The 22038-nt window shown below is 60.0% G+C and carries 20 protein-coding genes; 3 read left to right on the top strand and 17 right to left on the bottom strand.

Annotated elements, in window-relative coordinates; all coding sequences use genetic code 11:
- Window positions 1-9: 9 nt before the first annotated feature.
- Complete coding sequence (locus IWX85_RS15985) at window positions 10-2490, bottom strand: YbcC family protein (protein ID WP_196870381.1); 2481 nt, start codon at window positions 2488-2490, stop codon at window positions 10-12.
- Window positions 2487-4049 carry an NADH-quinone oxidoreductase subunit L gene (locus IWX85_RS15980; protein ID WP_196870380.1) on the bottom strand — a complete coding sequence of 521 codons (1563 nt, stop codon included), beginning with the start codon at window positions 4047-4049 and terminating at the stop codon, window positions 2487-2489. Before IWX85_RS15980 ends, IWX85_RS15985 begins: the two co-directional genes overlap by 4 nt.
- 98 nt (window positions 4050-4147) lie before the next feature.
- On the opposite strand from IWX85_RS15980, the gene IWX85_RS15975 reads away from it, so the two are divergent.
- Complete coding sequence (locus IWX85_RS15975; protein WP_196870379.1) at window positions 4148-5035, top strand: LysR family transcriptional regulator; 888 nt, start codon at window positions 4148-4150, stop codon at window positions 5033-5035.
- 27 nt (window positions 5036-5062) lie between these two features.
- Here the strand turns inward: IWX85_RS15975 and rlmB are convergent, their stop codons facing one another.
- Window positions 5063-5812 carry a 23S rRNA (guanosine(2251)-2'-O)-methyltransferase RlmB gene (gene rlmB, locus IWX85_RS15970; protein WP_036804195.1) on the bottom strand — a complete coding sequence of 250 codons (750 nt, stop codon included), beginning with the start codon at window positions 5810-5812 and terminating at the stop codon, window positions 5063-5065.
- Window positions 5813-5950: 138 nt separating this feature from the next.
- Window positions 5951-6667: an ABC transporter ATP-binding protein gene (locus IWX85_RS15965; RefSeq protein WP_051983970.1), complete on the bottom strand. Its 717-nt coding sequence runs from the start codon at window positions 6665-6667 to the stop codon at window positions 5951-5953.
- A 124-nt stretch (window positions 6668-6791) separates the two neighbouring features.
- Between IWX85_RS15965 and IWX85_RS15960 the strand changes: the two genes are divergently transcribed.
- The gene (locus IWX85_RS15960) at window positions 6792-7406 is read left to right on the top strand and encodes an arylesterase (RefSeq protein WP_196870417.1); all 615 of its coding nucleotides are present in this window, start codon (window positions 6792-6794) and stop codon (window positions 7404-7406) included.
- Window positions 7403-8461 (top strand): tRNA 2-selenouridine(34) synthase MnmH, encoded by a 1059-nt coding sequence (gene mnmH, locus IWX85_RS15955; protein ID WP_196870378.1) that lies wholly within the window; start codon window positions 7403-7405, stop codon window positions 8459-8461. The genes IWX85_RS15960 and mnmH overlap by 4 nt, the downstream gene beginning before the upstream one ends.
- Window positions 8462-8583: 122 nt before the next feature.
- Here the strand turns inward: mnmH and IWX85_RS15950 are convergent, their stop codons facing one another.
- The 13 genes from IWX85_RS15950 to hisS form a co-directional block, all read right to left on the bottom strand.
- The gene (locus tag IWX85_RS15950) at window positions 8584-8775 is read right to left on the bottom strand and encodes a hypothetical protein (RefSeq protein WP_036804198.1); all 192 of its coding nucleotides are present in this window, start codon (window positions 8773-8775) and stop codon (window positions 8584-8586) included.
- A 26-nt stretch (window positions 8776-8801) separates the two neighbouring features.
- Window positions 8802-10022, bottom strand: a complete 1221-nt coding sequence (locus IWX85_RS15945) for a PLP-dependent transferase (protein WP_196870377.1) — start codon at window positions 10020-10022, stop codon at window positions 8802-8804.
- 188 nt (window positions 10023-10210) lie between these two features.
- Complete coding sequence (locus IWX85_RS15940; protein ID WP_036804202.1) at window positions 10211-10735, bottom strand: phosphoribosyltransferase; 525 nt, start codon at window positions 10733-10735, stop codon at window positions 10211-10213.
- Window positions 10736-10812: 77 nt separating this feature from the next.
- On the bottom strand, window positions 10813-12153 hold the full coding sequence (locus tag IWX85_RS15935) for an adenylosuccinate synthase (protein WP_196870376.1): 1341 nt from the start codon (window positions 12151-12153) through the stop codon (window positions 10813-10815).
- 87 nt (window positions 12154-12240) lie between these two features.
- A complete protein-coding gene (locus IWX85_RS15930) occupies window positions 12241-13410 on the bottom strand; it encodes an ATP phosphoribosyltransferase regulatory subunit (protein ID WP_196870375.1) in 1170 nt (389 codons plus the stop codon).
- A gap of 148 nt (window positions 13411-13558) precedes the next feature.
- A complete protein-coding gene (hflC, locus tag IWX85_RS15925) occupies window positions 13559-14464 on the bottom strand; it encodes a protease modulator HflC (protein ID WP_036804208.1) in 906 nt (301 codons plus the stop codon).
- Between the two features lie 11 nt (window positions 14465-14475).
- Entirely contained in the window at window positions 14476-15870 is a 1395-nt protein-coding gene (gene hflK, locus IWX85_RS15920) for an FtsH protease activity modulator HflK (RefSeq protein ID WP_196870374.1), read from the bottom strand.
- A gap of 65 nt (window positions 15871-15935) precedes the next feature.
- Window positions 15936-17087 (bottom strand): GTPase HflX, encoded by a 1152-nt coding sequence (gene hflX / locus IWX85_RS15915; protein WP_196870373.1) that lies wholly within the window; start codon window positions 17085-17087, stop codon window positions 15936-15938.
- A 17-nt stretch (window positions 17088-17104) separates the two neighbouring features.
- Window positions 17105-17374: an RNA chaperone Hfq gene (hfq, locus tag IWX85_RS15910; RefSeq protein WP_081932308.1), complete on the bottom strand. Its 270-nt coding sequence runs from the start codon at window positions 17372-17374 to the stop codon at window positions 17105-17107.
- A 57-nt stretch (window positions 17375-17431) separates the two neighbouring features.
- A complete protein-coding gene (gene der, locus IWX85_RS15905) occupies window positions 17432-18769 on the bottom strand; it encodes a ribosome biogenesis GTPase Der (protein WP_036804212.1) in 1338 nt (445 codons plus the stop codon).
- 35 nt (window positions 18770-18804) lie between these two features.
- Window positions 18805-19950, bottom strand: coding sequence for an outer membrane protein assembly factor BamB (bamB, locus tag IWX85_RS15900; protein ID WP_196870372.1), 1146 nt, complete (start codon window positions 19948-19950; stop codon window positions 18805-18807).
- Window positions 19947-20639, bottom strand: a complete 693-nt coding sequence (locus IWX85_RS15895; protein ID WP_196870371.1) for a tetratricopeptide repeat protein — start codon at window positions 20637-20639, stop codon at window positions 19947-19949. The genes bamB and IWX85_RS15895 overlap by 4 nt, the downstream gene beginning before the upstream one ends.
- 72 nt (window positions 20640-20711) lie before the next feature.
- On the bottom strand, window positions 20712-22031 hold the full coding sequence (hisS, locus tag IWX85_RS15890; RefSeq protein ID WP_196870416.1) for a histidine--tRNA ligase: 1320 nt from the start codon (window positions 22029-22031) through the stop codon (window positions 20712-20714).
- Window positions 22032-22038: the final 7 nt, after the last annotated feature.

Raw genomic sequence — 22038 nt, 5'->3', positions numbered from 1 at the left:
GTTGATCCGTCAAGACGTGCATGCCGAATCCAGGGCGGCTACCCAGGTTTCCCAGCGGCCGCCAGACCAGGACTCAACGGCATTCGTTTGCGGGTCAATACGAAAAAGATGAAGCCAGCGGTTCTCCACTAGTTGGCGAACCGTTTCATGCTTGTTCATGACCGCCTCAATGCGGGCTTGCGGCGCCTCGATAAAGACTGACAGGCGCAACGGCGTGTGCATCCATTTCTGGCCGTCATGCACGGACTGCAGGGGCAGGCCAATTCGCAGGTCGCCTCCATTGCCTTCGAACACCCCAATATGGCCGCCAACCACGTTGTGAAGCACCTTGTTGCCACTGCCATAACGCGCGTTGTCCACCGTGGAGGCAAAGTACTGCATGTTGATCCAGTGCGTCACCACCATGGGCGCGGTCATGATGAGTTCAAGAATGCTGCCGTCGGCATCGCTTTGCCAGTCGTAGTCGTGCAGGAAGGACCGACCGGCCAGGTTGACGTCCCGGGAGCGGGAACGCGGAGCGACGATGAAGGCGGCATTGTTGGCCAGCCCCCATTCCGGCCGCGTTTGCGCCCAGTCATTGGCCCTTTTTTTCAGGGCTAGAAGCAAGGCATCAGGCTGGGCGCAAAGATCGCCCAGACCGAGTAAAGGCGCGCGCTCGGCGCGTGTCTTTGCGCCGGCCGCAAGCAGCACCTGGCGCAGGTGCATCAGGTCTTGCGCATGGCTGGCAGGAACGAGATCGACATCGAAGAGCTGGACTTCATCCGTGGTGGTGTTATGCAGTGCAGCAAGAAAGTGCGTTGTTTCGGGCACCACCAGATGGCGTTCGGCGAGTGCTTTTCGCAGCGCCGGGTCGTTCAGCAATGCCGCCAAAGTGCGGGCATTGACTTCACCGGTTTGTCCGCAGCAGGCGCCGCAGTCCAGGCCCGCCGCATGCGGGTTGTTGGCGCTTTGGCTGCCGTGGCCTGCGAGCAGCACGATGCGCGCAAAGCCGGAGCGCAGGCCCATTGCCTTGAGAACCCCTTCGGCCAGAGACACGCGCTGCGCAAGCGTGTCCCCAGCGCTCACAGCCAAGGCGGGCCGCGCGCCGTAATGTGTGCCCAGGCCGTCATGATCGGCAGGCGGTGCAGCGCTGGTGGAGGGCAAGCTGCGCGTGATCAGCTTGCCCAGGTAGCCCAGGCCTATCGCTTCCACCAGCGTGAAGGCCGAGCCCGGCAGGCGCCCAAAGGGCTGCCGCGATTGTTTGGCGGCAACACCTGCTTGCCTGGCCTTGGCCAACGCAGCGTCTTTGTCATCATTGCCACATGAGTCGGTAACGCACAGTGTGGCCGCCAGCAACCCTGGCAGCTGGGGACGCGTGGCTGTGGTTCCCAGCGGCGTGTAGGAAATGGGCAAGCCGAAAAAGCCGGCAAACCCCATCGTCTGCAGCTCGGGCGTGACGCTTTCCAGCGCGCGCCGAAAAACTTCTGAACGCACATCGATGCAAAACACGGCCTGCACCGCGTAAATGCGCCCGGTTGAAGCGGCAGAGGGCTGCGCCAATGCTGCAGCAAGCGGCTTTTGGTAAGCTATTTCCAGCGCACGATGCAGCAATGCGGCGTGGTCTGGTGTTGTGATGTTGCTGCAAATGCGTGGCCGTTGCCAGGCGTTTCGCCAGCGCATCCAGGGAGATTTTTCAGCGCGCGAGCCATCGTCCAGCAAATATTCCCAAGAAAGACGAATCGCCAGCAACTCGACGATTTGGTTGTCGTCGTCGCCTTTAAGGCGAGCTTGCCAGCGCAGATAGGCGCACCAGGAGGCCCAGCCGTTAATCCGTTGCAACACAGCGCACAGGAAGTCGTTCAGGCCATCCGCAGGCACGCCCAATTTATCGAGAACAAACGTGATCGCCTGCAGGGCGTCGGCAGGCAGCGCTTGTGAACGTCGCAGTACCTCTGGTGCTTTCATCAGCAGCGCCACACCATGGTCGTGCGCTATCGAATGGCGCCACCCACCATACAGCCCGCAGCTCTGTGCGGGATGCCAGTCGGCCTGCTCGGCATCAAAATACGCGGCGCAGTACTGGCTGACCTGGTGGGTGATGGTAGAGCGCCAGGCAGGCTCGCGTGACAATTGCCGTTGCGCGTCAAGCATGTCCGATAGCAAGGGCAGCGCGCTGGACGATTCCTGCGCACCATCCAGCGCGGCAATCACTGCAGTTGGGTCCACCGGTATCCCTGCTTCTGCCATGGCCTGCGCCAGGTGTTCGGACTGCAAAGCCTGGGTCTTCCAGGCATCGCGGTAAAACGCCTGCGGCATGTGCATGCGGCTGCCGCCCAACTGCTTGAGCTGCGCGGCCGCCTCTTCAATGGGACAGTCAACCCATCCCCAGTAAGGATTGACCGCAATGAAGCGGTCCAAAGGCCAGGTAGGCGCGATCAGGCGGCACGCCACCTCGACGGCCGAATCGACGGAAGACTTGACAGGATGGCGCAAGGAGGCAGCAGCGTTCATGATTTTTCGCTCAGCAGAGCAGCAGTTGAATGAGGGGGCCGCAGCGAAACCGCGGGCAGGCATATCGGCCAGATGCGGAACGTTAGCCGCGTAAAGCGCTCATCAAGGTAAAAGCCGGCATAAGCCCATGGATAAAAGACTTTGGCAAACTGCCCGCGCGGGAAGGCAAGCAACCACACTTGCACCAGATAGAGGGCTGCAAGGCAGTTGCCGGCCCAGAGGGTCAATGGCAACGATGCAGAAGCTACGGGCGTATTCACCAGAACGCCAAAAACGAGGTGCCCTGCGATGTAGCACTGCGCCAGCACCAAAATGGCGATGACGCCGCGCGCTGTGCCCATGCACCACCCATCGGCGCGCCACAACAATGGAGCCAGACCCAGCCCCACGATCAGGATTGCCAGGGGTGGAATTGCCAGTCCAGGCAAGCCGATTTGCCAAACCGCGACGCTGCCAGCCAGTAGCGCGATAGCAAACGGGACGCAAAGAAGTCGTATCACGACGCTGGCAACAGACGAACGTTTGGCCTCTTCCGGAAAAAACGCACGGCGACGGCTCTCCAGCACCGCTTCGCCGGCAGCCAGAAAGGCGTAAGCCTTGTAGAGCGAATGCGCCACCAAATGCAAGAAAGCCAGTTCATACAGACCCAGGCCACATTCGAGCAGCATGAAGCCCATTTGCGCGCAGGTTGACCATGCCAGGCGCACCTTGATGCTGATGCGCGTCATCATCACCAGACCGGCCAGCACCGCACTCAGGCTGCCAACGACGACCAGCAAGGTTTGCCCCGTGGGAGAAGCCGACAGCATCTCGGCCAGGCGAATCAGCAAAAAGCCGCCAAGATTGACGATGCCCGCATGCAGCAGGGCTGACACGGGTGTGGGTGCTTCCATCACCTGAATCAGCCAGCCGTGGACCGGCAACTGGGCAGATTTGAGAATCACCGCCAGCACCACCAATGCCATGGCGGAGTTCAGTGACGCGGACAGGGCATGGACCGCCGCGACGTGGTCGGCAATACCCTGAAACGCAAGGGTACCGGTTTCCCTATAAATCAACGTCAAGGCAGCCAGCAGGCACAGTTCGGCAAGACGGCTGGCGATGAATTTCTTGTGCGCGACGACCAGCGCGGCGGGACGGTCGCGGTAAAAAGTCAGCAAATAGTTCAGCGTAATGCTGCTCGCGATCCATGCAAGCACCAGCACACCCAGGTTGTTGGTCACCACCACGATGCCAATGGATGCCAATGTCAGCTGCATGGCGAGCAGGTAGCGCTTTTGCCCTGCTTCGCCGTTCAGGTAGCGTCGGGAGTAGCGGATGACGACCCAGCCCAGTAGGCTGACCAGCATCAACATGGCAAGCCCCAGCTTGTCGTTGTGCGCACTGCTGAATGCTTGATGCACAGCGGCGGCCAGCGCCATCACGAGCGCGGCAAGTGCAGCGCCTTCGGCTACGGCCCATGAACGGGAAATACCAGCGCCGAGCGCAACCGGTAAACAGGCCAGTACATAGGCCAGCGGCACATACCAAAGCAGTGCGCCAGTGTTGAATTCGGTCATCCAGACCCCTCTCTTGTTTGATATGACGTGACTTTGCCTGCAGGCCAGCAATAAGTAAAATAGATAAATTTTTATAAATACTTCTTTAAAACAGAACCATGCCGTTTTCTCGACTCAATTACCGCCATCTTTACTACTTCTGGATGGTCGCCAAGGAAGGACACCTGACACGTGTTGCCGACCAGTTGCATGTGTCGCAATCGGCCCTTTCCTCTCAGATTCGCCAGCTCGAAGAACAAATGAACAATGCGCTGTTCCTGCGCCAGGGCCGGAGCCTGCAGCTGACCGAAGTGGGCCGTGTGGTGTTGGGCTATGCCGATGGCATCTTTGCGCTCGGCACGGAACTGGTGGCGGCGGTAGCCGCGGGCGGGGGGCAGAAAATACAGCGGCTAAAGGTGGGCGGCGTCGCCAATGTTTCGCGCAATTTTCAGGAAAATTTCCTGCGCCCCGTCATGGGCATGGAAGATGTGCAGTTGGTGCTGGAGTCGGGCAGCCTTGACGAGTTGTTGCCGCGCCTGGCGGTACACAAGCTTGACCTCGTTTTGTCCAATCGCCCGGTCAGCGCAGATGCCGAACAGCCTTGGCACTGCCGCCGTATCGCCCGTCAGCCGGTTTGCCTGGTGGGCAAGCCGCGCCCTGCTTCGCATGCATTTCGCTTTCCGGAGGATTTGCCAGACGTCAAACTCCTGCTTCCAGGGCACAGCAGCGACATCCGCACCGAGTTCGACATGCTTTGCGAACACCTTCAGATCAAGATCAACGTGTTTGCAGAAGTTGATGACATGGCAATGCTGCGTTTGCTCGCACGCGATTCGGGCGGCGTGGCGCTGGTGCCGGCAGTGGTCGTGCAAGACGAGTTGCACAGCGGTGTGTTGCAGCAATACTGCGTCGTGCCGAAGGTCTATGAAAATTTCTATGCCATCAGTGTCGAGCGGCAATTTCAGTCGGCAGTACTGAAAAAGCTGCTGTCCAGCACTTCTGGCTAGCAGCTTCAGCAGCCAGCTGGCTGGCTTTCAGCGCCGTTGCCTCAACGCCTCGTACAGGCAAACGCCGCTGGCCACCGACACATTCAGGCTTTCTACCGCGCCGTGCATGGGAATGCGCACCAGCTCGTCGCAGGTCTTGCGGGTCAGCTGGCGCATGCCTTCGCCCTCGGCGCCCAGTATCAAGGCCACCGGGCCGGTCAGGTCCACGTCGTAAATCGTCTTTTCAGCGTCGTCACTGGTGCCGATGCACCAGATGTTGCGTTCCTTGAGCTCATTGAGCGTGCGAGCCAGGTTGGTCACCATGAAATAGGGCACAGTTTCAGCCGCGCCGCTGGCGACCTTGGACACCGTGGCATTGATGCCGGCGGCATGGTCCTTGGGCGCAATCACCGCCTGCGCACCAGCGCCGTCGGCCACCCGCAGGCAGGCGCCCAGGTTGTGCGGATCGGTTACGCCGTCAAGCACCAGCAGCAAAGGCTGGGTGGTGCCGGCCGCCTCTAACTGCTCCAGCAATTCATCGAGCGAGGTAACCTGCGCAACCGCATCAACGCGAGCGACGACGCCTTGGTGGCCGTGGCTGCCGCACATCTTAGCCAGGCGCAGGCCGTCGCACTCGACCATGCGAACGCCGGCTTCGCGAACGCGGTCGGTGAACTGGCGCATGCGGGCATCGCGGCGCGAGACATCATAAAAAACTTCAAGAACCGACTTGGGCGCGGTCTTGAGGCGGACACCGACGGCATGAAAACCGAAAAGAACTTTGGGGGAAGAAGACATCCGGCAATTATCGCTGCTGGCCTTGCAGCCAGCGTTCAGCGCATATAACGATCAGAATCATCAGCGCACTGTTTGCTACGCTATTCATAGCGCATTACGCAAGCCAAGCAGGCGCAAAAGCCATATTTCGCTGAAAAATCAGGATTCGATCACCTGCCCGGCCTCAATGGTGATGCGCCGCTGGCAGCGGGCGGCAATGGCCGGGTCGTGCGTCACCAGCACCAGCGTGGTGCCCAGTTCCTGGTTAAGGTCGAACATCAGCTTCATCACGGTTTCGCCGGTCGCAAAGTCCAGACTGCCGGTCGGCTCATCGGCCAGCAGCACGGCAGGCTTGACGACAAAGGCCCGTGCCAGCGCCACCCGCTGCTGCTCGCCGCCCGATAGCACCTTGGGATAATGGCCAAGGCGCTGGCCTAGGCCGACCCGCTTGAGCATGTCGGTTGCCAGCGCGCGCGCCTGCTTCATTCCCGAGAGTTCGAGCGGCAGCATGACGTTTTCCAGCGCGGTCAGGTTGGCCATGAGCTGAAAGCTCTGGAACACGAAGCCGACTTTCTGCGCCCGCAGGGCGGCGCGGTCGTCCTCACTGATGGCAAAGATGTCCTGGCCCGCCAGACGTACCGTTCCCGTCGTGGGTGTATCGAGCCCGGCAATGATCGTCAGCAGCGTGCTTTTGCCCGAGCCCGATGCACCGACAATGGCAGCGGTCTCGCGCGAATTCAACGCAAAGTCGATATCGCGCAAAATGGTCAAGGTCCCTGTCGAGTCGGTGACCGACTTGAAAACATGCGCAACGGAAACAATTGGAGTGCTGGCAGGCTCCAATGGGCGAGACAGCCTGGAAGCAACTTCACCCATCCCGGAAACCACAGGTTCAAACATGACAACCCTCTCTGTAAACGATCAATCAATTGCTGCCGACTGTAGCAAGCCCGGTCTGGCCATGCAAAACCGCTGGGCCAAATCCTTGGGAACCCTGTTGATGAGTGCCATGCTGGCGGTGCCCGCCTTTGCCCAAGCGCCGGCACAGGCCAGGTTGCAGCCGACCGTGCTGATCGTGGGCGACTCGCTGAGCGCTGAATACGGCCTCAGGCGTGGCACCGGCTGGGTTCCGCTGCTTGAAAAGCAATTGGCCAGCGAAAATAAAACTGTCCGGGTGGTCAATGCCAGCATCAGCGGCGACACCACCTCGGGCGGCCGATCGCGCCTGCCAGCCCTGCTGGCGCAGCACCAACCCGCCACCGTGGTGATCGAGCTGGGCGGCAACGACGCGCTGCGAGGCCTGCCGCTGGACATGACCGCCAAAAACCTGCGCGCCATGGTGCAGGCGTCCAAGAAAGCTGGCGCCCGCGTGCTGTTGCTGGGCATGGAGGTGCCGCCCAACTATGGCGCCGCCTACGCCACCACCTTTTCCGGCCTTTTCCCCAAAGTCGCCAAAGAGGAAAAAGTCGCGATCGTGCCTTTTTTCCTGAAGGGCATTGCCGATGGCGACAATGCCGCTGGTAATTTCCAGGCCGACCGCATCCACCCCAACGAGTCATCGCAAGCCAGAATGCTGGCCAATGTCTGGCCAGAACTGAAGAAAATCATCCCGTGAGCCTTGACCGCATTTCCGCCGCCGAAGCCTTGGCCCGATTGGGTCAATTTTCCACCGTGATCGATGCCCGCTCCGAGAGCGAATACGCCGAAGACCACCTTCCCGGCGCGGTGAACTGGCCTAGCTTGCACGACGATGAGCGAAAGATTGTCGGCACCCGGTACAAGCAGATCAACCAGTTCGAGGCTAAAAAGCTGGGCGCGGCGCTGGCCGCCAAAAACATCGCCGATCACATCCAGCGCGATGTGCTTGACAAGCCCAGGCAATGGCAGCCGCTGCTTTACTGCTGGCGCGGCGGCAAGCGCAGCGGTGCTCTGGCGCTGGTGCTGGACCAGATCGGCTTCAAGGTGACACTGGTCGACGGTGGCTACAAGGCCTTTCGGGCGGCGCTGGTCGCGGACCTGCCGCAACTCGCCGCGCAGCACCGCTACCTTGTGGTGTGCGGCCCCACGGGGTCGGGCAAGACGCGGCTGTTGCAGGCACTGGCGGCGCAGGGTGCGCAAGTGCTTGATCTGGAAGCGCTGGCCAACCACCGCAGTTCGGTGCTCGGCTTGATCCCTGGCGTCGCCCAGCCCAGCCAGAAAGCCTATGACAGCCGCATCTGGACTGCGCTGCGCAGCTTCGATGCGGCACGGCCGGTCTATATTGAAAGCGAAAGCAAGAAGGTTGGCAATGTGGCGGTGCCCGAAGGACTGATTGCCGCCATGCGCGCCAGTCCCTGCCTGCAGCTGGACCTGCCTGAGCACGAGCGGGTGGCCCTGCTGCTCGAAGACTATGATTTTTTTGTTCGCGACATCGAGTTTTTCTGCGACCGGCTCGGTGCACTGACCGAGGCACGCGGCAAGGCCACGGTGCTCGACTGGCAGGCGCGCGCCCGCAATGGCAACGTGGCGTCGGTGGTGCTGGAACTGCTGCTTGAGCATTACGACCCGGGCTACCTGCAGTCGATGCAGCGCAACTTCATCCAGTACAAAGCGGCACGTTCCCTGGCACCGCGCGACCACACTGTGCAGGCTATGACCGAACTCGCCGGTTCAATGCTGGCTGAGGTTTGACGACAAAAACCCGGTATCACCACTGGTGGTGATACCGGGTCAGTTTTCATTTCGATATCGAATCAATAACTGTCTGCCTACATCCCTGTCGCGCAAGAAAGCTATTTTCTTGAATTCAGCACTCAGGGAGGGGAGCCAGCAGGAGGTATGTCAATCTGCGCCTCGCTGATATTGTCCTGATCTGGAACCCCGTCACTGGACACATCGCCCTCTTCCGGCTTGCCTTCGCCCTTGCGCTTGAGCTTGTCTTCTTTCTTGCGTTTTTTCGCCAGCTCCTTCTGACGCTTTTCATAGGAGTAATTGGGAGTTGCCACAGCTTGCTTTCGTGAATAGGTAACCCTTACTGTAATGCATTGCCATCAGGCGTTGCGGACAAGCCGGCCAGCGCCTGGGCCAGGTCGGCCTGCAGGTCGGCAACGGCTTCCAGACCAATTGAAAAGCGCACCAGCCCGCCTTGGTAGGGCCAGGAGCGTACGACACGCAAAGCCTGCATGTTATAAGGCACGCACAAGCTCATCGGCCCGGCCCAGCTATAGCCGAGTTTGAAAAGCTGCAGATTGTCGCAAAACCGGTCAATCTGCGCGGGAGTGACTTCAGGCTGGAAGACTGCGCTGAACAGACAGGCTGCGCCCAGGCAGTCGCGCTTCCATTGGGTATGGCCTGGCGAGTCGGGCAAGGCCGGATGCAGTACGGCGGCAATCGGCGGCTGGCCCTGGAGCCAGCTGGCGAGCTGGCGCGTGGCAGCATCCTGCGCGACATATCGCAGGGCCATGCTGTTGAGGCCGCGCAGCACGAGCTCGGCGTCGTTGCCGCTGACGCCGTAGCCGACGCGCATATGGCAGAAATGCATCATTTGGTGGAGCGCTTCGCTGTTTGTTACCACCGAGCCCATCAGCACATCGGCGCCGCCGCTCGGGTATTTCGTCAGCGCCTGCACCGAGATATCGGCGCCCAGCGTGAAGGCATTGAACGCCAGGCCCGCGCCCCAGGTGTTGTCGAGTGCCGTTATGGCGGCCTGAGGATGCGCTGCGCCCGATGCGTTGTGCGCCTTGACAGCGGCCACCAGCGCCGGAATATCCGGAAACTCCAGCGTGATCGATCCGGGCGCCTCCAGCCAGACCAGGCGGGTCCGGCCGTTCAGCCGCGCGACCAGGTCGGCCGGGTTCATCGCATCGTAGAACTGGCAGCTGATGCCCCAGGACGCCAGTTCGGCCTGCGCGAAGGACTTGTTCGGGCCATAGGCATTGTCCGGAATCAGGACCTCGTCGCCGGCCTTCAGCAGGGCCATGTCCACCAGCACCACCGCGGCCAGCCCGCTCGGAACCAGCGTGCAGAACTTTCCGCCTTCGAGCGTCGCGATGCGTTCTTCCAGGGTGAAGGTGGTCGGCGTTCCGTGCAGGCCATAGGTGTAGCCGGTCTTGTGCTTCCAGTCGCGGCTGCGCAGGGCTGCCACAGTGGGAAAGATGATCGTCGAGGCCTTGTGGACGGACGGAGCAACCGACTCGAAGCCTTCCGGCGGGGTGTAGGGATGGTGAATCAGTTTGGTGGAGAGTTCGCTCATGCTCCAATAATAGCGACAAGCCCAAGCCAACGGCGTGCCCTCGCGGCAACCGCGCACAGTAATGCAGTGGGAGCGGGGGCTCCGGCTTCATTTCAGCAGGGGCCGGGGATCTGGCTTTGCCAGTGCGCAGGCGCAGTGGCCCCTTCAGGGTGCAGAGAGCTACACGAAGGGAGCGACCGTGGGGGCAACTACACCCTCCACTTGTCCATCAATTGCTCCGGAGAAAGCGCATCGTAACTCTCGAAAGGCTGATGAATCCACGGGTTGGTCGGCAGTGTCTCGACCGAGTAGTCGGCCTGGAAGCTTGAAACGCCCTTGGTCCAGATCACGGCGCTGCGCAGTTCGGTGATCGGCTGGTAGTTGTTGCGCAGCTGCTCAATGACCGCATTCAGCGTATGACCCGAATCGGCCAGGTCATCAACCAGCAGCACCCGACCGGCGATCTCGCCTTTGGGCGTGGTGATGTAGTGAGCAATGTCCAGCTTGCCTTGCACCGTGCCGGCGTCGGCACGGTAGGAACTGGTGGACATGATGGCCAGCGGCTTGTCGAAAATGCGCGACAGGATGTCGCCGGGACGCATGCCGCCCCGCGCCAGGCACAGAATGGTATCGAACTGCCAACCGGACTGGTGGATCTTGATGGCCAGTTTTTCAATCAGGTTGTGGTATTCGTCATAGCTGACATAGAGATGCTTGCCGTCTTCGGTCAACATGAAATTGCTCCTGATTTATTAGCATCTTGCGCACGTTTTCACTGCGCAAGCGGCCTGTTTGTCTAAAATTTACGGCTTCAGAGCGCGTAGGGGTTGCGCAGCAGGATGGTGTGGTCGCGGTCCGGGCTGGTCGAGATCATGTGGATCGGTACGCCGGTGACTTCTTCGATCCGCAGCAGGTAGCGCTGGGCGGCGGGCGGCAGCTGATCGTATTGCGTCACGCCCACGCTGCTCTGGCTCCAGCCAGGCATGGTTTCGTAAATCGGAACGCAGCGGGCAATGTCGTCGGCGCCCATCGGCAGGATGTCGGTGGTCTGGCCGTCGAGTTCATAGCCGGTGCACAGCTTCAACTCGACCAGGCCATCGAGCACGTCAAGCTTGGTGATGCACAGGCCCGACAGGCCATTGACCTGTGCCGAGCGCTTGAGCAGCGCCGCATCGAACCAGCCGCAGCGGCGGCTGCGCCCAGTGGTGACGCCTTTTTCGGCGCCCACGGTGCTCATGTGGTAGCCCGGCGTGCCTTCGGCTTCCCAGTCTAGTTCGGTCGGGAACGGCCCGCCGCCCACGCGGGTGCAATAGGCCTTGGTAATTCCCAGGATATAGTGCAGCATGCCCGGCCCCACGCCGGCGCCGGCCGACGCATTACCGGCGACGCAGTTGCTCGAAGTGACATAGGGATAGGTGCCATGGTCCACGTCGAGCAGCGTGCCCTGCGCGCCCTCGAACAGCAAGTTGGCGCCGGCCTGGTGCGCGTCATTGAGTTCGCGCGACACGTCGGCCATCATCGGCTTGAGCAGTTCGGCATGACGCATGGCTTCGTCGTATACCGTGTTGAAGTCGATCGCGGACGCATTCAGGAAGCCAGTCAGCACGAAATTGTGCAGGTCGAGCAATTCGCGTAGCTTGGCGGCAAAACGCTCGGGGTATTTCAGGTCCTGCACGCGCAGCGCGCGGCGGGCAATCTTGTCTTCGTAAGCCGGCCCGATGCCGCGGCCGGTGGTGCCGATCTTTTCGGTGCCGCCTTTTTCGCGAAAATTTTCGCGGGCAATGTCAATGGCCGAGTGGAACGGCAGGATCAGTGGGCAGGCTTCGCTGATGCGCAGGCGCGAGCGCACTTCGACACCGGCTTTTTCCAGCCCTTCGATCTCCTCGAACAGCTTGGCAGCCGAGAGCACCACGCCGTTGCCGATGTAGCACTTCACGCCGGGCCGCATGATGCCGCTTGGAATCAGGTGCAAGGCGGTCTTGACGCCGTTGATGACCAGCGTGTGGCCGGCATTGTGGCCGCCCTGGAAGCGCACCACGCCCTGTGACATTTCGGTCAGCCAGTCGACGAGCTTTCCCTTCCCTTCGTCACCCCACTGGGTGCCCACGACCACGACGTTGCGGCCGGTGGCTGCGCTTGATTTGTTTGTCATCTTCAGTTCTCTTTAAGGATCAAATGGATAAAGCCGCTGTAGGGTTAGTCCCTGCGTGCGGCATTTCTTGCCGATGGTTGGTGGCGCTTAGAGGCGGGCCTGGACCACCCAGTGGCCGGCGGCAAAAGCCAGTTCGCGGTCACAGTCAAATTCATTGACTTCATTTTCATGGCCGGGCAGCACGCAGGTCACGGTTTCACCGCCAGCCCGCAGCCGGGCAATGGCGGCATTGAGCATGGCATCGTCACCCCAGGGCGCACAAATGGCCGCCTTCAGGGGACGCGGCGGCAGCACGCTGACCAGTTCTTTCAGGTCCAGGCTGAAACCTGCAGCAGGGCGGTTACGGCCGAAGACCGCGCCAACCTCGTCGTAACGGCCGCCGCGCGCCAACTCGGCGCCATGGCCGTAAATGGCAAACCGCGTTCCCGTGTAATAGGCATAGCCGCGCAGGTCGGCCAGGTCGAAACTGACCCGTACATCCAGCACATGCGATGCGAGCCACTTCAAATTTTTTAGTGCCTCATGTACGCCAGGCATGCGCGGAAGGACTTTTTCGGCCTCAAGCAAGACCTGTTCGTCACCGTAGAGCTGGAGCAGCGCCTTCATGCCTTCGCGGGCCTCTGAAGACAGGCTGTCGTGAAGTCCGGCCAGCAGCGCATCGAGTTCACCGGCGTCCTTAACAGCCAGCGCGGCATGGATGCGCTCAAGCGTCGATGCGCCCAAGCTCGCCCCGGCAAGCAGACTGGAAACAATGCGCACGTCGGCCATGTCCACCATCAGGTCGGTGACGCCCGAGGCCTTCAGGCAGTCCAGTGCGAGCCGCTGAGTTTCAAGATCGGCTTCCAGGCCCGCGTGGCCATAGATTTCGGCGCCGAATTGCAGCGGTTCGCGGGTCGCATGCGGCCGGTCGGCACGCGTATGCAGCACCGGGCCGCAATAGCAAAGACGCGCCACGCCGCTGCGGTTGAGCAGGTGCGCGTCGATACGCGCGACCTGGGGCGTGGTATCGGCGCGCAATCCCAAGGTGCGTCCCGACAGCTGATCGACCAGCTTGAAGGTCTGCAGGCCCAGGGCTTCGCCGGTTCCGGTCAGCAGCGATTCCAGGTGTTCAAGCAGCGGCGGCATGACCAGCTCATAGCCATAGCTGCGGGCGGCGTCCAGAAACAGACGGCGCAGCTCTTCGATGTGACGCGCCTCGGAAGGCAGGACATCGGCAATTTGATCAGGCAATTGCCAAGATGACGACCAAGCGGGCATTGTGGATTCTGTAAGCTGTTAAAAACAGGATTTTACCGGCACAGGCTGGATGAACAAACAGAAAAAGGGCAGACCGCCCTTTTACTGATGAACACCACCCTTAGTGCAAGCCATCCAGGTCGTCTGGATGCTCCAAGGCTGAGGTGTGCTAGCGCGATGCTGGCGCTGAAGCGCTGCCACTGTTTGCTCCTCGCATGGCCTTGAAAAAGTCCGACGAGGGATCAACCACCATTACATCGCTTTTCTTGCTGAAACTGGCCTTGTACGCCTCAAGACTGCGATAGAACTGGGCAAACTGCGGGTCCCGCCCAAAGGATTGTGCAAAGGTACCAGCCGCTTCGGCATCGCCCTCGCCCTTAATCTTCTGTGCATCGCGGTAGGCATTGGCAACGGTAATCTCGCGCTGCCGGTCGGCGTCGGCACGAATTTTTTCACCTTCTGCCGCACCGGTGGAGCGCAACTCGTTGGCCACCCGCTTGCGCTCGGCCTCCATACGGCGATAGACCGATTCGGTAATGGCTTCCACGTAGTCGACGCGGGTGATCCGCACGTCGATCACATCAATGCCCCAGGGCTTGGCGCCCTGCACCACGGCAAGCACTTCTTTCTTGACATCGGCCATCAGTGCCTCGCGCTTGAGCGACAGCAGATCCTTGACGGTGCGACGGTTGATCTCTTCCTGAAACGCATTGCGAACCACGCGATTCAACTGGTTGGCACCAGCCTTTTCGTCAAGCCCGACGTTGCGGATGTATTCGGAAGGATTGATGATCCGCCACCGCACGTACCAGTCGATCACGACACGCTGCTTTTCGGCCGTCAGCATTGGCTCGGAATCAGTGCTGTCCAGCGTCAGCAGACGCCTGTCAATATAGGAAACGTTCTGAAATGGAGGCGGGAGTTTGAAATTGAGGCCTGGCTCAAGTACAACCTCCTTGATTTGTCCAAGGGCATACACCACACCAAACTGGCGCTGGTCCACCACGAACAGCGTGGAACTGAGCAATGCCAGAAGCACCAGCAATGAAGAAACGACGAGTCCAACTCTATTCACTTTTGTATTCCTTAGCGGGTTTCACGTTCGCGGGTGCGGGAAGTATCCCGGGCTCGAGAGTCCACGGGAACCCCATTGAGCGGGGCTTGCGCTGCAGGCGCTGCCGACAGGGGCGCCGTTGCATCGCTGCTTGACGCCGCGCCGCCCGTTCCGGTCATCTGCATGATCTTGTCGAGTGGCAGGTACAACAGGTTGGAACCCTGACGAGACTCCACCAGCACCTTGGTCACGTTGGTGTACACCTGCTGCATTGCATCGGTGTACATCCGGTCGCGGGTGACCTGCGGGGCTTTTTGGTATTCGGTCAAGACCGAACTGAAACGTTGCGCATCACCCTGCGCCTGCGCTACGATGCGGGCCTTGTAGGCATCAGCCTCTTCCTTCAGGCGGGACGCCGAACCAACGGCGCGGGGAACCACGTCGTTGGCGTAGGCCTGGGCTTCGTTCTTGGCGCGTTCACGCTCTTGTCCAGCCTTCAGCACATCATCGAAAGCCGCCTGGACCTGTTCGGGAGGTCTCACTCCGCTTTGCTGCAGATTGATGGCGACCACCTCGACACCGACCTTGTAGCGGTCCAGGATCGTCTGCATGAGCACCCGGACGCGTGGACCGATCTGGTCGCGCTCTTCGGCCAGCGCCATGTCCATTTTCATCTTGCCGACGACTTCGCGCACGGCAGTTTCGGCGGCCTGGACCACTGCAGCGGCGGGATCCTTGCTTTCGAACAGGTAGGCCCGGGCATCGTTCAGGCGGTATTGAACCGCGAATTTGATCTCGACAATATTTTCGTCTTCCGTCAACATGGCCGAATCGCGCAGGCCGGTCGCCTTGAGAACGGTGTCGCGCCCCACATCGACCGAACGGATCTGGGTGACCACGACGATCTCGTGGCGTTGTATCGGATAGGGCAAGCGCCAGTTGAAGCCGGCACCGACCGTGGAGCGGTATTTGCCAAACTGGGTGATCACCGCTTGTTGCCCTTCCTGCACGATAAAAAAGCCGGTGCCGAGCCAGATCAAGGCCACCACGGCGGCAACCAGGCCCACGCCGATACCCGCATTTTTCATGTCGGGCTGAAAATTTCCCCCGCCTTTGTTGCCCCCGCCGCCAAATCCATCGCGGTTGCCGCCGTTCTTTGCGCCGCCAAACAGGTTGCCAAGTTTGCGATTGAAGTCCCGCCACAACTCGTCCAGGTCAGGGGGCCCCTGATTGAGGCCTTGGGGACGGTTCGGTGGCTTGGGCGGCTGACGGTCATCCCGCGGCGCCTCGGGCCTAGAGCCATCGGAAGGTGACTTGTCTTCATCCCGGCCCCAGCGCGGATCATTCAGATTGAATATTCCTTGGGCGCGTTGTCTAAGCCGACCCGGAAAGTTTGTCAGCGTTTGCAGCACGGGATTCAAATTCATGGAAAAAAACTCGCTTTTTTGTTACACCGACATTGTGCCTAACGAAGCTGCCCGGCCGGGCAATATCATTGGGGTGTTTGGGGACTATTGCCTAACTGTATGCGTGAAGCTTGGAACGCTAGCAATTCGCGCAGCAGATTAAGGCCTTCACCAGTCATGGCACTCACGAATACACGTTCAACACTCCGGCTAGCACCTTCAAATGCATCCCTGAGTTCGAACCTGTCATGCAGGTGCAGCGGCAAGACGCTATTTTCAATAGCGTCGAGCTTGTTGAATACGAGTATTTGCGGAACATCCTCGGCACCGATTTCAGAAAGCACCCGCTGGACCTGCTCGATCTGCTCAAGGTAGTCGGGATTGGAGGCATCGACCACATGCAGCAGCAAATCGGCATCGACCGCTTCCTTAAGGGTTGCCGCAAATGCATCAATCAGGCCGTGCGGCAAGTCGCGAATGAAGCCGACGGTATCCGACAGCGATGCGAAACGTCCGGCCTCGCCCAGGTAAAGCTGGCGAGTGGTGGTATCCAGTGTTGCAAAAAGCTGGTCGGCGGTATAAGCAGTGGCCTTGACCAGGGCATTGAACAGGGTGGATTTTCCGGCATTCGTGTAGCCCACCAGCGAGACCGAAAATGAATTGCGCCGCTCGCGCTGCTTGCGCTGCGTCTGGCGCTGCTTTTTAACCTTGGTCAGGCGTTCCTTGGTTCGCTTGATAGCATCGCCAATCATGCGCTTGTCAAGTTCAATCTGTTTTTCGCCCGGTCCGCCGCGCACGCCGGCGCCTCCCGTCTGGCGCTCAAGATGCGACCAGCGGCGAACCAGCCGGGTTGAGACATACTGCAGTCGAGCGAGTTCCACCTGGAGCTTGCCCTCGTGGCTGCGGGCACGCTGTGCAAATATTTCCAGGATCAGGAGCGTTCGGTCGTTGACCGGCATTTCAAGATGTCGTTCGAGATTACGCTGCTGCGCTGGGCTCAGCGACTGATCGAAGAGGACCTCGGTGGCACCAGTGTCAAGTGCCAGCATCTTGATCTCGTCGGCCTTGCCGGATCCGATGAACAAGGCGGCATCAGGCGCCCTGCGTTTGCACGTGACACGCGCTACAGGCTCGAGACCAGCGGTTTGCGCCAGCAAACCCAGTTCCAGCAATTCCGTATCAAAGTTGGGAAGGCCCAGATCGACCCCCACCAGAAGGGCGAGTGCTTGTGTTTTCACCGTTGCTTGATGGCTTTTCAGGAAGTCGGTGACTCTTCGGACTCGGAGGTCGAGAAATTCACAGCGCGGCCCGGAACAATGGTTGAAATTGCATGCTTGTAAACCATCTGGGTGACGGTGTTGCGCAACAGGACCACATACTGGTCAAATGATTCAATCTGACCCTGAAGCTTGATGCCATTGACCAGATAAATAGAAACAGGAACATGCTCGCGACGCAGAGTGTTGAGAAATGGGTCCTGCAAAAGCTGGCCTTTGTTATTGCTCACGATATTTTCCGTGTTCAAAAGTTGATAAGGGTTTGACCATACCACAGCGATTTCAGTGGCCTTGTAATATTAGGTCTATTCCTTATCTGTGAAAGGATTGTGCGAACTTTTCAGCTGGATACGCAAAGGCGTGCCCACCAGATCAAACTCCTTGCGTATCCGACCCTCAAGGTAGCGCTTGTAAGACTCGGTCACGTGCTCCAGCGAATTTCCATGAATGATCACGATGGGCGGGTTCATGCCGCCTTGGTGGGCATAGCGCAGCTTGGGGCGGAAAACGCCGGAACGCTGGGGTTGCTGGAACTGCACCGCTTCCATCAGCAAACGGGTCAAAACTGGCGTGGACATCTTACGGTTGGCTGACGCGTGGGCTTGAATAATGGATTTCCAGACAGGCCCGAGACCCTGGCGCTTGATGGCCGAAATATGGTGGATGGATGCAAACTTCAGAAAACCCAGCCGCGTTTCAATCGAGCGCTGCAGCAATTCACGCTGGTAGGCATCAACCGCATCCCATTTATTGACGGCGAGCACCACCGCCCTGCCGCTTTCAAGAATATAGCCAGCAATGTGCGCATCCTGGTCTGTCACGCCTTGGGTGGCATCGAGCAGTAGCAGCACCACATTGGCGTTCTCGATCGCCTGCAGGGTCTTGACGACGGAGAATTTCTCGATGGCCTCAAAAACCTTGCCCTTGCGGCGCAGTCCGGCGGTGTCGATGAGTTCAAATCGCTGGCCGGCATGCTCGAAGGGCACTGAGATGGCATCGCGGGTGGTGCCGGGCAGGTCAAAGGCCACCAGGCGCTCTTCCCCAAGCCAGGTATTGATTAGTGTTGATTTACCTACGTTGGGTCGGCCTGCCACCGCAAGCTTGATGACAGAAGGGTCTTCCTGCTCGATGGATTCCGACGGATCGGGCAGATTCAGTGGTGCCAGTGCCAAGTCAACCAGCATTCTCATGCCCTGCCCGTGCGATGCGGACACCGCCAGCATTTCACCGAGCCCGAGCTCGAAGAACTCCGAAACCTGCGTGCCTTCGGGCAAGCCCTCGGCCTTGTTGGCCGCCAGCACGGTAGGTTTTCCGAGCTTGCGCAGGTAGTTGGCAATGTCGTAGTCCTGCGCGCTGATACCGGCTCGCGCATCCACCACGAAAATCACCACATCGGATTCTGCAACGGCCTGGCGGGTCTGCCTTGCCATTTCCTTGTAGATGCCGGCGACAGCATCCGGCTCGAAACCTCCGGTGTCGATGACGATGTACTCATGGGGGCCCAGCTTGCCGTTGCCGTAGTGACGATCACGCGTCAGTCCGGCATAGTCGGCCACGATCGCATCCCGCGTCTTGGTCAGCCGGTTAAAAAGGGTTGACTTGCCCACGTTTGGGCGGCCAACTAACGCAATGACAGGTTTCATCAAAATGAGTAAATCAGTTTCTGGCGAGAATGCCGTTATTCGGGCTGAAAGCCGTAAATGCCGCCGTTGCGGGTGACGGCGACCAGGGTGTTGCCTGCCAGCACCGGGGCAGCCGAAATGGCCGAGCCATCGGTGCTCAAGCGGTTGAGCAAGGAACCATCATCGCGCGACAGCAAATGAATGAATCCGGTGGCATCGCCGATCACCACGGAACGACCGGCCAGCAACGGGGCGGTCAGCCCCCGGTAACGAAGCCGGTCACTGGACCAGACACGTTCGCCATCACTGCGTTTCCAGGCCAGCACGGTGCCATCAGCTTCTGTGCCAAACAGATACCGGTCATCGCCCTGAATACCCTGCACGCCGTTGGCAGGCCGGGTCCAGAGCACGTTGCCCCGCGTGGTGTTCACGCAACCGATGCTGGACTGGAACGCCCGCACGCAGACGCTGTCACCGATACGGCTGACGCTGCCGACCAGGTCCACGAGTCGCTCGATGTCATTGATCCCGCGTGGAGTGGCAATGGGCGCCTCCCACTGAATGCTGCCATTCGAAGGGTTGAATCCTGCTAGCCGACCGGCCAGACCAACCACCAGCGTGTCGCCAACGGCCAGCATCACACCGGATTGACGCAGCACCAGCGGTTCGCTTGGACGCTGTTGCGCCCACAGCTTTCGGCCGGTCTGCCCGTCAAAAGCATTGACCGAACGATCAGCGGCCAGCACGAACACACGCTCACCGGCCACGAACGGGGCGGTGAACGCCTGGGCAGTGAGTTTTTGACGCCACAACTCGCGGCCGGCCTGCATGGCGATCACTTCATTGTCTTTGGTGACGACGGCGAGAACCTTGCCGTCGCTGCCCACGCCAGCAGCAATCGGCGTCTTCAGTGCCAGGCGCCAGACGTCGCGACCAGACTGGGCATCGAGAAGCGCGACCGTTCCGTCGTCGCTCGCGATCGCCACGCCGTTGCCAGCAACACCGACATCAAGCGGGAAATTGACCGGGCCGATGCGCTGGGTCCAGCTTTGACGCACGGAAACCAGCGCTGTCACCGGCTGGAGTTCCGTAGGCTGGGGTTTTTTGACACCGCCGAAACAACCCGCCAGAAGCGCTATTATAATAATAGCTAAAGAGGCACGTGCAGCTGGCGCCAAGGCCAAAAATGACTGAATTTTCATTTGTTTGCTCCGACATTGTCGGCAGTAGCCAGCTTGACCTGACCAATGGTCGGATCAACACCCAGGGCATTGAGCTTTACCTCGACCAGGCGCCGGTATTCAGTACGCTCGTCAAAGGCCTTCCAGGCTTTTTCGTATTCGACCCTGGCTGCGGCTTTTTTGCCTTGTACCATCAGGATGTCTGCACGCCGGTCAGCCACCAGCGCTTCGAAGTTTTTCGGAAAAGCAGCGGAAAGCTGCTGAAAGGCTTCATCATAGGATTTCTTTTCAAGCAGCAGTCCGGCAAGCCGAAGTCTGGCAACTGCCTGGTAGCCAGGATCGGATGCCTCGCCGGCCACCCAGACCAGCGCTGCGCGGGCTGCATCGTCATTGCCTTTGTCGTGATGCGCCTTGGCCACCAGAAGGCCCGCCTGCTGGGCATACGTGGTGCTGGCGAAACGATCTTTCATGTCGGCCAGCGCACGGTCAATCCGCGCGGTATCACCCGACACAATGGCGCGCTCTATCTCGTCGAACATCGCCGAGGCCTTTGCAGCCTGGCTGCGCTGCCAATACTGGTATCCGTTCCAGGATGCAAATGCACCCAAAACGACAATCAGCACCCAGATGATCAGATTGCCGTACTGCTTCCAGAAATGCTTGATCTCGTCAAGCTGTTCCTGTTCTTCCAAATCGAGGTGTTTTGCCATAAATTTCCGGGAGTTTCTAGCCGATGCTGACAGGCTAAATTGAAAAAGGATTGTAGAGCGCTGAACTGCTGCTCAAATCGCGGGGCTGCTGCGCAGCATGCCGGCCCATGCGGCCACGTCGTTCAGCGGTTGAAGCGTCTGGCCATCTGCCAACCGGTCTTTATCGCCGCGCAGCGGTTTGACGGCAACGCGCCCTTCGGCCTGTTCGGCTGCACCAAAAATCAGCGCAAAGCGTGCGCCGCTGGCATCGGCGCGTTTGAACTGCGACTTCATGCTGCCCATGCCACCCGGTGAAGCACTGGCATGCATCTGCACGCTGACTCCGGCACTTCGCAGGGCCTGCAGGGTTTTCATCACGACCGGAAGGACCGAGGCTTCGGGAACCACCGCATAAACATCGGGTAGCGGAAGTTCACCAAAGGCGCCCTCCTCCTTGAGGAGTTCGAGCACGCGCTCGACGCCCAGCGCCCAGCCGACGGCAGGCGCCGGCTTGCCGCCCATCTGCGCGATCAGGTCGTCGTAACGGCCGCCTGCGCAAATGGTGCCCTGCGCGCCCAGGCGGTCGGTGACGAACTCAAAGACCGTCAGGTTGTAATAGTCCAGTCCACGCACCAGCCGGTGGTTCAGTGTCCAGGCAATGCCATTGGCATCCAGGATGGCCTTGAGTCCGTCGAAATGCGCCTTCGATTGCGCGCCGAGAAAATCGATCAGGCGCGGGGCGCTTTCCACCACCGACTTCATTGCCGGGTTCTTGGTGTCCAGAATGCGCAGCGGGTTGCTGTGCAAGCGCCTTTTCGCCTCGTCGTCGAGCAAGTCGACATGCCGTTCAAAGTGCGCGATCAGTTGCGCGCGGTGTTGGGCGCGCTCATCAGGCTGGCCGAGGCTGTTGAGTTCCAGGCGCCAGTCGCTCAGGCCAAGTTCCTTCCAGAGCGCGGCAGCCAGCAAGATCAGTTCGGCGTCGACTTCGGGGCCGGCAAACCCCAGTGCTTCGGCGCCGATCTGGTGAAACTGGCGGTAGCGCCCGCGTTGCGGCCGCTCGCGGCGAAACATCGGCCCCATGTAATAGAGCCGCTTGCCACCGTCATAAAGCAGGTTGTGCTCTGTCACGGCACGCACCACGCTGGCGGTATTTTCCGGACGCATCGTGAGGTGGTCGTGGTCGCCATGCTTGTCTGAGCGGTCTTCGAAAGAATACATTTCCTTTTCAACAATGTCGGTGACTTCGCCAATGCCGCGCACGAAAAGCTGGGTGTGCTCGAGAATCGGCGTGCGGATGTTGCGGTAGGCATAACGCGCCATGAGTGCGCGAACCTTGTCCTCCAGCCATTCCCAGCGCGCCGAGTCCGGCGGCAGGATGTCGTTCATGCCCTTGACGGCAGCGAGTTTTTCGATTTTGACC

Source organism: Polaromonas sp. CG_9.11, from assembly GCF_015752225.1.
In the GTDB taxonomy this organism is placed as follows: Bacteria; Pseudomonadota; Gammaproteobacteria; order Burkholderiales; family Burkholderiaceae_C; genus Polaromonas.
This window is presented reverse-complemented; position numbering and strand designations above follow the sequence as displayed.

Bases quoted from the DNA above. Each gene is read 5' to 3' on its own strand.
- rlmB (WP_036804195.1), bottom strand. From the start codon at position 5,812: ATGTCTTCTTCCCCCAAAGTTCTTTTCGGTTTTCATGCCGTCGGTGTC.
- bamB (WP_196870372.1), bottom strand. From the start codon at position 19,950: ATGAAAATTCAGTCATTTTTGGCCTTGGCGCCAGCTGCACGTGCCTCT.
- IWX85_RS15985 (WP_196870381.1), bottom strand. From the start codon at position 2,490: ATGAACGCTGCTGCCTCCTTGCGCCATCCTGTCAAGTCTTCCGTCGAT.
- IWX85_RS15940 (WP_036804202.1), bottom strand. From the start codon at position 10,735: ATGTTGACCGAAGACGGCAAGCATCTCTATGTCAGCTATGACGAATAC.
- IWX85_RS15945 (WP_196870377.1), bottom strand. From the start codon at position 10,022: ATGAGCGAACTCTCCACCAAACTGATTCACCATCCCTACACCCCGCCG.
- IWX85_RS15960 (WP_196870417.1), top strand. From the start codon at position 6,792: ATGAGTGCCATGCTGGCGGTGCCCGCCTTTGCCCAAGCGCCGGCACAG.
- IWX85_RS15980 (WP_196870380.1), bottom strand. From the start codon at position 4,049: ATGACCGAATTCAACACTGGCGCACTGCTTTGGTATGTGCCGCTGGCC.
- IWX85_RS15895 (WP_196870371.1), bottom strand. From the start codon at position 20,639: ATGGCAAAACACCTCGATTTGGAAGAACAGGAACAGCTTGACGAGATC.
- IWX85_RS15930 (WP_196870375.1), bottom strand. From the start codon at position 13,410: ATGCCCGCTTGGTCGTCATCTTGGCAATTGCCTGATCAAATTGCCGAT.
- IWX85_RS15935 (WP_196870376.1), bottom strand. From the start codon at position 12,153: ATGACAAACAAATCAAGCGCAGCCACCGGCCGCAACGTCGTGGTCGTG.
- hflK (WP_196870374.1), bottom strand. From the start codon at position 15,870: ATGAATTTGAATCCCGTGCTGCAAACGCTGACAAACTTTCCGGGTCGG.
- der (WP_036804212.1), bottom strand. From the start codon at position 18,769: ATGAAACCTGTCATTGCGTTAGTTGGCCGCCCAAACGTGGGCAAGTCA.
- IWX85_RS15965 (WP_051983970.1), bottom strand. From the start codon at position 6,667: ATGGGTGAAGTTGCTTCCAGGCTGTCTCGCCCATTGGAGCCTGCCAGC.
- IWX85_RS15975 (WP_196870379.1), top strand. From the start codon at position 4,148: ATGCCGTTTTCTCGACTCAATTACCGCCATCTTTACTACTTCTGGATG.